Annotated in this window: 10 protein-coding genes; 4 read left to right on the forward strand and 6 right to left on the reverse strand. The window is 75.0% G+C overall.

Going from position 1 to position 13540, the window contains the following annotated elements:
- Nucleotides 1-5: 5 nt before the first annotated feature.
- Nucleotides 6-767 (reverse strand): hypothetical protein, encoded by a 762-nt coding sequence (locus tag J2S44_RS38375; protein WP_310424757.1) that lies wholly within the window; start codon nucleotides 765-767, stop codon nucleotides 6-8.
- Nucleotides 768-849: 82 nt separating this feature from the next.
- Nucleotides 850-1719: a helix-turn-helix transcriptional regulator gene (locus J2S44_RS38380; protein ID WP_310424759.1), complete on the reverse strand. Its 870-nt coding sequence runs from the start codon at nucleotides 1717-1719 to the stop codon at nucleotides 850-852.
- A 132-nt stretch (nucleotides 1720-1851) separates the two neighbouring features.
- Between J2S44_RS38380 and J2S44_RS38385 the strand changes: the two genes are divergently transcribed.
- Complete coding sequence (locus J2S44_RS38385; protein WP_310430111.1) at nucleotides 1852-2895, forward strand: NAD(P)-dependent alcohol dehydrogenase; 1044 nt, start codon at nucleotides 1852-1854, stop codon at nucleotides 2893-2895.
- 7 nt (nucleotides 2896-2902) lie between these two features.
- On the opposite strand, the gene J2S44_RS38390 is transcribed toward J2S44_RS38385, so the two are convergent.
- Nucleotides 2903-4087, reverse strand: coding sequence for a LacI family DNA-binding transcriptional regulator (locus tag J2S44_RS38390; protein ID WP_310424761.1), 1185 nt, complete (start codon nucleotides 4085-4087; stop codon nucleotides 2903-2905).
- Nucleotides 4088-4378: 291 nt separating this feature from the next.
- Here J2S44_RS38390 and J2S44_RS38395 point away from each other — a divergent pair, with 291 nt between their 5' ends.
- Nucleotides 4379-6124, forward strand: a complete 1746-nt coding sequence (locus J2S44_RS38395) for a cellulase family glycosylhydrolase (protein WP_310424763.1) — start codon at nucleotides 4379-4381, stop codon at nucleotides 6122-6124.
- A 53-nt stretch (nucleotides 6125-6177) separates the two neighbouring features.
- On the opposite strand, the gene J2S44_RS38400 is transcribed toward J2S44_RS38395, so the two are convergent.
- Complete coding sequence (locus J2S44_RS38400; RefSeq protein WP_310424765.1) at nucleotides 6178-6825, reverse strand: DUF998 domain-containing protein; 648 nt, start codon at nucleotides 6823-6825, stop codon at nucleotides 6178-6180.
- 124 nt (nucleotides 6826-6949) lie between these two features.
- Here J2S44_RS38400 and J2S44_RS38405 point away from each other — a divergent pair, with 124 nt between their 5' ends.
- Nucleotides 6950-10360, forward strand: coding sequence for an AfsR/SARP family transcriptional regulator (locus J2S44_RS38405; protein ID WP_310424766.1), 3411 nt, complete (start codon nucleotides 6950-6952; stop codon nucleotides 10358-10360).
- Between the two features lie 43 nt (nucleotides 10361-10403).
- On the opposite strand, the gene J2S44_RS38410 is transcribed toward J2S44_RS38405, so the two are convergent.
- Together J2S44_RS38410 and J2S44_RS38415 are read right to left on the reverse strand one after the other, a co-directional pair.
- A complete protein-coding gene (locus J2S44_RS38410) occupies nucleotides 10404-11933 on the reverse strand; it encodes an FGGY family carbohydrate kinase (protein WP_310424769.1) in 1530 nt (509 codons plus the stop codon).
- A 41-nt stretch (nucleotides 11934-11974) separates the two neighbouring features.
- Nucleotides 11975-12550, reverse strand: coding sequence for a DUF6892 domain-containing protein (locus J2S44_RS38415; protein WP_310424771.1), 576 nt, complete (start codon nucleotides 12548-12550; stop codon nucleotides 11975-11977).
- Nucleotides 12551-12666: 116 nt separating this feature from the next.
- On the opposite strand from J2S44_RS38415, the gene J2S44_RS38420 reads away from it, so the two are divergent.
- Nucleotides 12667-13521: a helix-turn-helix domain-containing protein gene (locus tag J2S44_RS38420; RefSeq protein ID WP_310424773.1), complete on the forward strand. Its 855-nt coding sequence runs from the start codon at nucleotides 12667-12669 to the stop codon at nucleotides 13519-13521.
- The last annotated feature ends 19 nt before the right edge of the window (nucleotides 13522-13540 follow it).

Below are 13540 nucleotides of genomic sequence, written 5' to 3' on the forward strand. Positions count from 1 at the left end.
CGGGCTCACGGGGCGTCGTAGGTGACGATCAGCCGCGCGTCGGTCCGCGAGAAGCGCTTCCACCGGTTCACCGCGGTCTCGCCGGTGCCGTCCGCGGCGGCGGCGGAGAAGCCGACCGTGACGTCCGGGTGGCCACCGTCCGCCGCGGCCTGGAGCCGGGCGTCGACCGGGCCACCGGCGAAGGTGACCGTGGCGGGCGGCTGCGGGCCACCGCACGCGCCGGTGTTGTTCGCGCTGGCCGAGACGGTGGCGAGCCGGACCTGCAGCGGCGTCGCCCACGCGGTGCGCGGCGTGCCGGTCAGCGCACCGGCCGACCACATGGTGGTCGGCGTGGGCGTGCAGGACCAGGAGTGCTCCAGCCGCATCTGCACGTACGCGTCCTGCACGGTCGCACCGGCCAGCGCATCGGTCGGGAACGTGAAGAACGAGCGGTAGGTGACACCGATCTCCTGGTGGTAGCCGACCGGCGCGATCGTCGAGTTGTACGTGGTGTTGTTGCTCGACGCGTACGCCCAGCTCGACGCGCCGGTGCTGAACGACACCGCGGCCTCGAGGGTCAGCGTGCCGTTCGGCTCCGCGAAGACCCGGGCCGACCCGGTGCGCTCGGCGACGATCTCCACCCGCTGCCCGGACGCCTCCGCACGCGCGGTCGCGGCCTCGACCGGCGACGCCGGTGCGGACGCGACGGCCGGTGCCGCTGTCAGCAGCAGCGCGGAGGCGAGCGAGACGGCGGCGAACGACGCACGCCGGGACGACAGTGATGCCACGAATACCCCCATGATTGACAGGCAGTGGCCGCACTCTATGAAACGCGCTCGCTGTTCGTAAAGATCCCACCGCAAAGTGTGATCACACAGTGGACTGCGCGACCTGCTCCGTGGCGGCCCAGGACGCCAGCAGCGCCAGCGCGTGCGCGGACCGCGACGCCGGCTCGGCCGTGTAGATCGTCATCATCAGGTCCCGCTCCGCCCGCAGCACCACCGTCTCGTAGGCGAGCGCGAGGTCGCCGACGACACGGTGGTGGAACTCCTTCACACCGCTGCCGTGGATGCGTACGTTGTGCGCGCCCCACCGGCGGCGGAAGTCGTCGCTGCGGGTGGACAGCTCGCCGACCAGGTCGTGCAGGCCCTTGTCGTGCGGGTCGACACCGGCGGCGGTGCGCAGGTTCGCCACCGTGATGTCCGCGAACCGCTCCCAGTCCGGGTAGAACCGGTGTGCCGCGCTGTCCAGGAACGTGAACCGGGCGAAGTTCGGCGTCCGCGTACCGTCGCCGAACAGGTCGCTGTACATGGCCCGGCCGAGCAGGTTCGCCGCCACCAGGTCGGACCGGTTGTTGACCACGATCGCCGGGCTGGTGATCGCGTCCAGCGTCCACTGCAGGCTGGGCCGGACCGTCCACTGCTTCGGCCGGCGCGGTGCCCGCACCAGCGCGCTGCTGCCGTTCGCCTCCTGGGCCAGGTGCAGCAGGTGCCCACGCTCGGCCTCGTCCAGCTGCAGCGCGCGGGCGATCGCGTCGAGCACGCTCGCGGAGACGCCGGCCAGTGCGCCGCGTTCCAGCTTCGCGTAGTACTCCACGCTCATCCCGGCAAGCGCGGCCACCTCGGCCCGGCGCAGTCCCGGCACCCGGCGCTGTCCGGCCGCCGGGATGCCGGCCCGCTCCGGCGTGATCTTGGCGCGGCGGGTGGTCAGGAAGTCACGTACCTCGGCTCGGTTGTCCATTCTCCGACGGTACGACGTCCCGCCGCGCTGAGGGACGTACTGCCGGTACACGTCTCACCAGGGTCTCGCTGCGTAACCGCACCCGTGGTGACCTGGTTGAACAGAAAAGTCTGCTGGTCACCGGAGGACACCATTCTCACCGTCAACGCCATCGCCGCGCCGTCCGCCACCGAGCCGCTCGTCCGCACCACGATCGAGCGCCGGGACCTCGGGCCGCGCGACGTCCTGATCGAGATCCGTTACGCCGGCGTCTGCCACTCCGACATCCACACCGTGCGTGGCGAGTGGGGCAGCGTGCCGTACCCGCTCACCGTGGGCCACGAGATCGTCGGCCGGGTCGCCGAGACCGGCGGCGAGGTCACCAAGCACGCCGTCGGCGACCGGGTCGGCGTCGGCTGCATGGTCAACTCGTGCCGGGAGTGCGAGAACTGCCGGACCGGGCAGGAGCAGTACTGCCTGAACGGCAACACCCAGACGTACGCCGCCGTGGACCGGGACGGCACGGTCACCCAGGGCGGCTACTCCACGCACATCGTCGTCGACGAGGACTTCGTGCTGCGCGTGCCGGAGGCGATCCCGTACGAGGCGGCCGCGCCGCTGCTCTGCGCGGGCATCACCACGTACTCGCCGCTGTCGCACTGGAACGCCGGACCGGGCACCAGGGTCGCGGTGGTCGGCATGGGCGGACTGGGCCACATGGCCGTCAAGATCGCGGCGGCGATGGGCGCGGAGGTCACCGTGCTGTCGCAGACGCTGGCGAAGAAGGACGACGGGCTCGCGTTCGGCGCCACCCACTACCACGCCACCCGTGAGGCGGGCACGTTCGAGGCGCTGCGCAACAGTTTCGACCTGATCATCAACACGGTCAGCGCGCCGATCGACATGGGCGCCTACCTCGGGCTGCTGCGCCTGAACGGGACGCTGGTCAGCGTGGGCGCGCCCGCGGAACCGCTGCCGGTGCCGGTGTTCGCGCTGTTCGGCAGCCGGGCGTCGTTCGCCGGGTCCAGCATCGGTGGGATCGCGGAGACGCAGCGGATGCTGGACTTCTGCGCGGAGCGCGGCATCGCCCCCGAGGTCGAGATCATCAAGGCCGACGAGATCAACGAGGCGTACGAGCGGGTGCTCTCCTCCGACGTCCGCTACCGCTTCGTCATCGACGTCGACACGCTGCGCTGAGACCGGCTCAGGACGGTGCGGCGGTGCTGCCGCGGATCGTGAGCGTGGTGGCCAGTTCCAGGCCGGGCTGGGTGTCCGGCTCGCCGCGGCCGAGCGCGAGCGCCAGCTCGGTCGCGGCCGTCGCCATCTCGGCGAGCGGCTGGTGCACGGTGGTCAGCGGCGGCTCGACGAGCGCGGCGACCGGCAGGTCGTCGAACCCGACCACGCTCAGGTCGTCCGGGACGCGCAGGCCGAGATCCCGGGCGGCCCGGTAGACGCCGACCGCCTGCAGGTCGTTGCCGGTCACGATCGCGGTCGGCCGGTCACCGGTGCCGGTCTTGCGACCGTCCGCGCCGGCCGTTCGGTCGCCGTCGGCGGCGCCCGCACGATCGTCCGCCTCGGCCGTCCGGTCACCGCCGCGGATGCCTGCCCCGCGATCGTCCGCGCCGGTCGCCCGGCGGTCGGCTCCGGGTGCCCGGTCGTCGTCCGGGCCGGCGGCGGCCCGGTGGACGCGGCCGGTCAGCAGCCGCAGCGCGGCCTCGTGGCCGGCCTCCACGGTCAGCGGCCGGTGCAGCACCGACGCGGGCGGGACCGGCAGCCCGGCCGCGTCCATCGCCGCGCGGTGCCCGTCGAGCCGGGCCCGGCAGCACAGCACGTCCCGCGGGCCGGAGACGATCGCGATCCGCCGGTGCCCGAGCCGGATCAGGTGAGCGGTGGCGGACCGGCCGCCGGACCAGTTCGTCGCGCCGACGAACGGCACGCCGTCCGGCAGCTCCGCGGTCGGGTCGAGCACCACGAACGGGATGCCCCGGGCCCGCAGCTGCTCGCGCTGCTCCGCGGTCAGCTGCGCCACCGAGACCACCGCGTCCGGCCGGCGGGCCACGGTGTCGTCGATCCAGTAGTGGATCGCGTTGCGCTCCGGACCGAACTCGGTGAGCACCACGCCGACCCGGTGCGCGCGGGCGGCCCGCTCCACCCCGCGGATGATCTCCGTACCCCACATGTGCCGCATCTCGTCGTAGACGAGCTCCACCGTCCGGGTGCGGGTCGACGGCGCCGCGCGGCGGTAGCCGTACCGCAGGATGAGCGCCTCGACCCGCGCCCGGGTGTCGTCGGAGACGCCGGCCCGGCCGTTGAGGACCTTCGACACCGTGGGTACGGACACGCCCGCGCTCCGGGCGATGTAGGAGATGGTGACCGGCCGGTCGGTCACGGCACGCACCCGCACCGGTCGCGCCGCGCGGTGCGCACCCGGGACGTGCGGTCCGCGTCCCGGATCACCGGATCGTTGAACATGCGCTCCCCATCACGAAACGTTTCTCGACCACCGCAGCCTAGGAGCGGTCAACGACGTGCGTCAATGTCAATGCATTGACGTTCATCATGGAAAGCGCGTAGCGTCCGTCGCGAAAGTTTCGCAGCCGGGAGCACGGCGACGCACGCCCGCGGGGGAAGGGCACCCCCGCGGCCATCCACATCGAGACCGTGAGTGTTGGAGAGACGCATGCCCCCGCCCAGCAGAAGACTCGCCGTCATCATCGGCACCCTGACCGCCCTCCTCGCCGCCGGTCCCGCCGCGGCGACCGGCGCGCACGCGGCCACCGGCTGCCGCGTCGCCCACACCGTGCCGTCCCGGTGCCCCGGCGGGGCCACCGCCGACGTCGCGGTCACCGGCCTCGGGCCGGCCGACCCGATGGCGACGGTCGCCGCGATGGAACCCGGCTGGAACCTCGGCAACACCCTCGACGCGATCCCGGACGAGACCGCCTGGGGCAACCCGCTCACCACCCGGGAACTGCTGCGGCACGTGCGCGCCCAGGGCTACCGCTCGATCCGGCTGCCGGTCACCTGGAGCAACCACCACGGGCCCGCACCGGACCACACGATCGACGCGGCGTGGCTGGCCCGGGTCCGCCAGATCGTGGACTGGTCGCTCGACGAGGGCCTCTACGTGATGGTCAACCTGCATCACGACTCGTGGCAGTGGCTTAACGTGACACCGACCGACACCGCGCGGTACACCGCGCTGTGGAGCCAGATCGCGGCCGAGTTCCGCGACCACTCCTCGAAGCTGGTGTTCGAGAGCATCAACGAGCCGCAGTTCACCGGTACGGCCGACGACGCCGAGAACTACCGCGTCCTCGCCGGGCTGAACGCCACGTTCGTGGACCTGGTCCGGGCCAGCGGCGGCGGCAACGCCACCCGGCTGCTGGTGCTGCCCACCCTGCACACGAACGCCGACCAGGGCCGCCTCGACGCGCTGCTGGCCGAGATCGACGCGCTCGACGACCCGTACCTGGCCGCGACCGTGCACTTCTACGGCTACTGGCCGTTCAGCGTCAACATCGCCGGCGGCATCCGCTACGACGCGACCGTGGAGGCGGACCTCGTCGGCACGTTCGACCGCGTCCACGACACGTTCGTCGCCCGCGGCATCCCGGTCGTCATCGGCGAATGGGCGCTGCTCAACTGGGACCACAACCGGCCCGGCGTGATCGAGCGCGGCGAGTTCCTGAAGTTCCTCGAGGCGGTCGGTCACCACGCCCGGGCCCGGCAGCTGACCACGATGCTGTGGGACGCCGGCCAGTTCCTCGACCGCACCACGCTGACCTGGCGGGACCAGGGCGTCCACGACATGCTGCGGGCGAGCTGGACCACCCGGTCCGGTACCGCCTCCGCGGATCGGGTCTACCTGCCCCGGACCGGCCGGATCACCGCCCGGTCGCTGACGCTCCACCCGAACGGGCTGACGTTCGCCGGCCTCACCGGTCTGCGGGCCGGCACCGACTACACGGTCGCCGGCACCACGCTCACGCTGACCGCGGCCGCGCTGACCCGGCTGGCCGGCGACCGCGCGTACGGCGTCAACCGCAGCATCGAGGCGCGTTTCTCCGCGGGCGTGCCGTGGCGCATCGACATCATCACCGCCGACCCGCCGGTGCAGTCCGCCGCGACCGGCGGCACCACGTCGTTCGCGATCCCGACCCGGTTCCGCGGCGACCAGCTGGCCACCATGGAGGCCCGGTACGCCGACGGCAGCCCGGCCGGACCGGCGAACTGGACGTCGTACAAGGAGTTCTGGCAGCACTTCCGGCCCGACTACGCGACCGGGCGGATCCTGCTCACACCCGAGTTCTTCGCCGAGGTCACCGACGGCCCGGTCACGCTCACGTTCCACTTCTGGAGCGGCGCGCGGACCACGTACCGGCTGGTGCGGTCCGGCACCTCGATCACCGGCAGCCCGGCCTGACCCGGGGCTCGCTGGCCGCCGCCCGGCGGTAGGACCGGGCGGCGGCCGGTGGGTCACGACGTGCGGCGGCCGCGCAGCGCGATCCCCACGACGACGAAGCCGATCAGGAACGGATAGATGATCCCGCGTTCGTACAGGCCGAGGAGCACGCCGGAACCCGCGACGAGGACCGTCTCGAAGACCACCAGCGACAGCAGGCCGGCGACGCCGAGCACCGTCAGCGCGCGGCCCAGCCCGGACGACAGCCCGAGCAGCCGGTGCGCGCGGCCGAGCAGGACGACCAGCACGTTGCCGGCGACGAACGCCAGCACGGCGCCGATCCCGTGGAAATCGGTCCCGCCGGTGCCGCCGTCCCCCGGGAACAGCGCCACCAGCACCAGGCCGGCGGCCAGCACCGCCGCGGTCAGGACCGTCACCGCGCGACGCCCGCCCGGCAGGCCGCGCAGCATGGCGACGCCGGCCAGCGCGGCCAGCCCGGTCAGCGCGAAGCCGGTGTTCATCACCGCGGCGAGCGGCGAGTTGATGTACTGCCCGAACACGGTCAACGGGCCGCGTACGCCGAGATTGCTGATGAAATGGTGCGTGTAGCTGTAGGGCGGATCGGTCCACGCGGCGGCGGCGATGAGCTCCGCGGTGAAATAGACGGTGCCGCTGGCGATGAGCGCCGCTGCGGCCGCCCGGCGCTGCGCGATGTCGTGCACGAGTGTCCTCCTGGGTGCTGAGTGCGTGGCGCCAGCCTGCGGCGCGCCGCTGACACGGGACGCACACCGCGCGCACACGGGCCCCGGCGCCGGACCGGGCGCGAGCGCGCGCGAGGATCGGGGCATGGACGGCGGCGTACGGCTACGGGTCACGCTGCTCGGCGCGTTCCGGGTGTCCCGGGGCGACACCGTCCTGGCCGTACCCGGTGCGCGGTTGCGGGCCCTGCTCGTCCGGCTGGCGCTGGCCGGCGGCCGCCCGGTCGCCACGGCCGCGCTGATCGACGCGATCTGGGCCGAGGCGCCGCCGGCCGATCCCGCGCACGCGCTGCACCGGCTGGTCTCCCGGCTGCGCCGCGCCCTCGGCCCGGACGATCCCACCGTGGTCGCGCCGGTCACCGGCGGATACCGGCTGGCGGTGCGGCCGGACGACGTGGACGCGGTCCGGTTCACGGACCTCGCCGCGCACGGCGGCGCCGCCGCGCTGACCGAGGCGGTCGCGCTGTGGCGCGACCGGCCCGGCACCGAACCCGCGGTCGTCGCCGCGGTCGCGCCGGCCGTCGCGACCCGGCTGGCGCACGCGTCGATCGAGGTGATCACCGGCCTCGCCGACGCGGAGCTGTCACTCGGGCGGGCCGAGGCCGCGGCCGGCCGGCTGTCCGGGCTGCTGGCCGAGCAGCCGATGCACGAGAGGGCGGCCGCGCTGCTGATGGACGCGCTCACCGCCACCGGACGGCAGGCGGAGGCGCTGGCCGTCTACGAACGGACCCGGGCGGCGCTGGCGGACGCGCTCGGCGTCGATCCGGGCACCGCGCTGCGCGACCGCCAGCTGCGCCTGCTGCGCCCGGCGGCCGGCCGTCCCTCGCCCGAGCCACCCGCCGGAGGCTCACCTGCCGGTAGCCCACCCGCCGGTAGCCGGCTTGCCGGCGGTCCTGGCGCGAGTAGCCCGCTTGCCGGCGGTTCGCCTACTGACAGCCCGCTTCCCGGCGGTTCGTTCGCCGACGGGCCGCTCGCCGGTAGCTCGCTTGCCGGCGGTTCCGGCGCGAGCAGCTCGGTTGCCGGCGGCCCGCTCACCAGCAGCCCGGTTGTCGGTGGTTCGCCCGCCGACGGGCCGCCCCTCAACAGCCCGCTTGCCAACAGCCCGCTTTCGGGCGGTGCGCTCGCCGGCCTGCCCGCGCCGCTGACCAGTTTCGTCGGGCGTGACGGCGACCTGGCCCGGATCGCCGCGCTGCTCGCCACCGGCCGACTGACCACGGTCGTCGGACCGGGCGGCGCCGGGAAGACGCGCCTCGCGGTGGAGGCCGCCCACCGGCACCGCCACGAGTACCGCGACGGCGTCCGGCTCGTCGACCTCGCCGCCGTCACCGACCCCGCCACGGTCACCACGGCCGTGCTGGCCGCGTTCGGACCGCGGACCGGCGGCCTGCTCCGGCGGGCCGGCGACGGCGACCTCGACGTCCTGGTCGCCGAGCTCGGCGGCCGGGAGACCCTGCTGCTGCTGGACAACTGCGAGCACGTGATCGACGCCGTGGCGCACCTGGCCGCGGCGTTGCTGCCCCGCTGCCCCGGCCTGCGGGTGCTCGCCACCAGCCGGGAACCGCTCGCCGTCGACGGCGAGGCGCTCGTCCCGCTGGGCCCGCTCGACCTGCCCGGCCCGGACGACGGCGTCACCCGGGCCCGGGACACCGCCGCGGTACGCCTGTTCGCCGCGCGCGCCGCCGCCGTACGCCCGGATTTCACCGTCGACGACACGACGCTGCCCGACGTCGTGCGTGTCGTGCGCGGCCTCGACGGCCTGCCGCTCGCGCTGGAACTGGCCGCCGCCCGGCTGCGCACGCTGACGCTGCCCGACCTGGCCGGTGGCCTCGCCGACCGGTTCCGGTTGCTCGCCGCCGGCAGCCGTGCCGCGCCGCACCGGCACCGTACGCTGCGCGCGGTGATCGCCTGGAGCTGGGATCTGCTCGACGCCCGCGAACGCGACGTCGCCGAACGCGTCTCCGTCCTGCCCGGCGGCATCACCACCGACTCCGCCACCGCGGTCTGCGCCGGTGCCGCCGACGTCCCGGAGCTGCTTGCCGCCCTCACCGACCGGTCGCTGCTGCACCTGGACCCGGCCACCGGCCGCTACCGCATGCTGGAGACCGTCCGGGAGTACGGGCGCGAGCGCCTGGCCGCGACCGGCACGCTCGGCGCGGTCCGGGACCTGGCCGCCGCGCACGTCGCCGCGCTGATCGCCGCCCAGGACGCCCGGCTGCGCGGCCCCGGCCAGCTGGCCGCCCTGCGGATCATCGACGCCGAGTACGACAACGCGCTCGCCGGTCTCGAGCACCGGTGCGCCGTCGGCGACTCCGCCGGTGCGGTCGCCGCGGCGCTGACGCTCACCTGGTACTGGCAGATGCGCGGCCGTCATGCCGACGCGGTGCGCCGGCTGGGGGAGGCGCTCGCGATCTCCGGCGACGGGCCCGCGGCCGCGCGTGCCCGCGCCGCGTACCTGCTGCACCGCGCCGACATCGTCTCCGGCGTCCCCACGGCGGACACGGCCGGTGACCGGGAGCGGATGCGTGCGCTGGCCGGCCGGCTGCTCGCCGACGCGGACGGTCCGGGCCACCACCGCCTGCTGGGCCCGATCCTGCTGTTCCTGCTCGACGATCCGGCCGCGTCCGCGGCGTTCCGGCGGGTCGCCGACGGCGAGGACCGGTGGGCGGCCGGGCTGGCGCACATGTTCCAGGCCGAGATCGCCGGCGACCGGGGCGCGCTCGACCGGGCACGCGCCCACGTCGAGGCGGCGCTGGACCACTTCGGCCGGGCCGGCGACGAGTGGGCCCGGGCGGCGGTGCTGCCGATGCGTGCCGCGTTCCGGCGGTACGACGACCTCGACGGCGCCCGAGCCGACCTGACGGAGGCCCGGTCGCTGATCGGCCGGTTCGGCGCGCCCGGCCTCGGCGACCAGCTCTACGGCGACCTGCGCTGGGTCGACCTGCACCTGCGCCGCGGCGACACCGGCCGGGCGGCCGCCCTGCTCGACACCGCCCGGGCCCGGGCCGTGCGCGCGTCCTCGGCCCGGATGCTGACCCTCGTCGACGTGCACGAGGCGGCCCTGCGGGTCCGGCTCGGCGAGCTGGACCGGGCGCGTGACCTGCTCGACGCCGCCGACCGTGGTCTGCGGGAGTCGCCCGCCGACCACGCCCGCGCGCTGGCCGGCGGCGTCCGGGCGGCGCTGCTGCTGGCCCGGGACGACGTGGCCGGCGCGGACGCGGTGCTGGCGGCGGCGCACGCGGCCGCGGTGGCGACCGGGGAGCTGCCGGTGGTGGCCGGCGTGACGGTGTGGGCGGCCGCGGTCGCCGATCGGCGGGGGCGGTCGTACGAGTCGGCCGTGCTGCTCGGCACCGCCGCCCGGTTGCGTGGCGCGGACGACCGGACCGACCCACTGGTCCGCGACCTCACCCGGCGGTGCCGGGCCGCGCTGGGCGAGGACACGTTCGGTGCCGCGTACGCGGACGGCCGGGGCCCGGAGGGCCGCGCCGGCGGGGACCGCTGATCACCGTCCGCACCCGTGCCCCGGCACCGTCCGGGTGCTCGGGTCAGCCGGTCGCCGGCGTGCCGTACGCCGCGGCGAAACGCGCGCGCCGCTCCGCGTAGTACGCGGCGTGGGCGGGCCGTGGCTCGTACGTCACGCCGGTGACCCGGCGTGCCCGCGGGACGCCCGGCGCCAGCACGTCGAGCGCGAGCAGTGCGGTGCCGTGCTGGGTGGCCCGGCGTCGCGTCACGTGCGTGACGGGCCGCCCGAGCACGTCGGCGAGAATCCCCAGCCACTCCGGCTGGTCGTTGCTGACCCGGCCCGCCGCCGCGATCTCCAGCACGGCCGGCGCGGCCGGGTGCAGTTCGTCGGCGACCCGCGCGTAGGTGATGGCCACGCCCTCGACGATCCCGCGGAACAGGAGGTCGGCGTCCGTCGCGGCCGTCACCCCGCTGAACTCGGCGCGGACCCCGCCGGCCCAGCCGGGCGCGCGTTCCCCGGTCAGGTACGGCAGCACCAGCGGGGTGGCGTCGCCCGGCGGGGCGGCGAGCACGGCCGCGGGTGCCGGGCCGAGCCGCAGCGTGTTCTGTGCCCAGCTGATCGCGCGGCCGACGTCGTTGATCGCCCCGCCGAGCAGCGTGCGTCCCGCGTCGACGCGGTAGTTCCACAGGCCGAACGGCAGCGGGTCGGCCGGGCCGTCCAGCAGCACCCGCAGCGCGCCGGAGGTGGCGGTGGCCGCGGTGAGGACGGTCGCGTCCGTCGCTCCGGACCCGATGTTGCTGGCGTACCCGTCGGTGACGACCGGGAACCACACGGCCCGGGCCAGCGCCGGCCAGCGCGCCGGGGCCGCCTCCGGCACCGGTTGCGTCATGTCCCGCGGCGGCGAGAACTGCCCGGCGTCGACTCCCACGACGGCGCGCGCCCCGGGTGCGGTGCCGGCGCGCGGGCCGGCTCCCGCGGCCGCGAGCAGTTCGGCGTCGAGCCGGCCGGTGCGGCGGTCGAGCAGGCCGGTCCACGCCACCGTGGACGTGCCGGCCAGCGGCTGCCCGATCAGGCGGGCCAGCACGTACTCACCCAGCGACCACCAGAACGCGGCCTCGGCGACGACCCGCGGCTGGGTGTCCGCGAGCCAGCGCAGCCGCGGCGCGTGGTAGCTGGTGTGCAGCCGCGTGCCGGTGCGTTGCTGCACCGCCCGCTCGTCCAGTTCCGCCCGCAGCGCCGTCACCGCGCCGGTGCTGCGCGAGTCGGCGTAGGTCAGGCACGGCGTGAGCGCCCGGCCGGTCGCGTCCACCGCGATCAGCGACGCGGCGAAGGTGTCCATCGCGACACCGGCGATCCGGGTCCCGAGGCGCCGGTCGGCGGTCACCGCGTCCAGGACCTGTCCGACCTCCGCGACCACCTGGTCCGGGTCGATGACCGAGGTGCCGTCGGCCGCGACCGTGAACGCGTGCGGCACCTTGTGCTGCAGCCCGCGCACCCGCCGCCCGGTCGCGTCGTGCACACCCCCGCGGGTGGCCGTGGACCCGATGTCCATCGCCACCACCAGCGGATCCGCCGCCGCCTCCAGGGCGACCTCGTCGTCGGTCCGGGTCATCGCATCCTCGTCCTCGCGCGGCGTATCGGCATCCGTCGACCCTACCGGCGGACCGTCACTCCGCGGCCTTCCAGTCGCGTCACGACCTCGGGATCGTCGAGCCGGGCCAGCGAGACGTCCAGTTCGCGCAGCGCGGGCAGGGACTCCAGTGCCCCGGCCGCGGTGCACTCACCGGTGAGGAACAGCGTGGCCAGCGCCGGGTGCCCGGTCAGCGGGGTGAGGTCCAGCGGCGCGGGGTGGTAGCCGTGGCCGTCGAGGTTCAGCGACCGCAGACTCGGCAGCAGGTGCACACCCGCCAGCGACGTCACGTTGTAGTCGTCGGTCTCGCCGCCGGTGTCGATGTCCAGCGTCTGCTCGATGAGCAGATAGATGTCGTTGCCGCCGTCGAAGTCCACCTGCTCGACCGCGGCGGCCTGCGCGGCCGGCACGGGGTGGGCGTGCAGGAGTTCCAGCGACGCGGCCAGGCGTGGGCCGGGTCCGGGATAGCCGTCGCCCGGACCGTCCGGTCCGGTGGACTCCACGATCGCCCGGAGGTCGGCGGCGTCGATCGCGCCGTCCGCCAGCAGTGCGTCCAGGACGCCGAGGTGCAGGCCCCGGTCGGGGAAGACGATGGTCACGACCAGACCGTATCGCGTCGACGGCACCGCCCACCCGCTGCCTCGCCGCCCGTCCGGTGGCCGGCGAACCCGGCCGGACCGGCCGCCGCCCGGACCGGCCGGGCACACTTACGCCCGTGGAACGTCACGAGTTCGGCGCCGCGGTGCGCCAGTTGCGTGAGAGCACGGCACCGGCGGCCGTCGGGTTGCCGGACGGCCGCCGGCGGGTGCGCGGGTTGCGCCGGGAGGAGCTCGGCGACCTCGCCGGGATGTCCGCGGACTACGTACGCCGGCTGGAGCAGGGCCGCAGCCATCCGTCGGCCGGCGTGGTGAACGCGATCGCCCGTGCGTTACGGGTCGGCCGGGCGGACTACGAACGGCTCTGCGCGCTGGCCGGGTACGCCGCCGCGGACGGGCAGGTGCCGGACGACGTCGGCCCGGGTGCGATGCGGCTGCTGGAACGGTTCGTGGACACGCCGATGTTCGTCTCCGACGCGGCGATGAACCTGGTCGCCGTGAACAGCGCGTTCCTGGCCCTGCGGCACTGGGAGCGCACCGGGGACCCGTGGGAGTGGAACGTCGCCTGGCGTACGTTCTGCGATCCGTTCAGTACCTTCCGGCAGTCCGCGGCCGACGCGACCGATCATCAGACGATTCTCGTCGCCCGCCTGCGGAGCGCGCTGCTGCGCTATCCGGCGGACGCGTCCCTCGCCGCGCTGGTCGACGAGCTGCGCAGCCGGAGCGGGCTGTTCGACACGCTGTGGCGTGAGCCGCGGCCGGTGACGGCCTACGAGAGCAGTGCCGCGTTCGTGCACCCGGACGCCGGCGCGGTCACGCTGGTCGGCAGCCTGCTCGCCATCCCGGGCGACGATCTGGCGGCGCTGATGCTGACCGCGGCGCCGGGCTCGGCCGACGCGGCGCGGCTCGCGGAGATCGTCGAGGACGCCGGTGAGCCGGCGATCATCAGGGTGGGCCGGGCCGGCCCAGGATAACCGCGCCGGACCCTGCCAG

Source organism: Catenuloplanes niger (assembly GCF_031458255.1).
GTDB lineage: Bacteria > Actinomycetota > Actinomycetes > Mycobacteriales > Micromonosporaceae > Catenuloplanes > Catenuloplanes niger.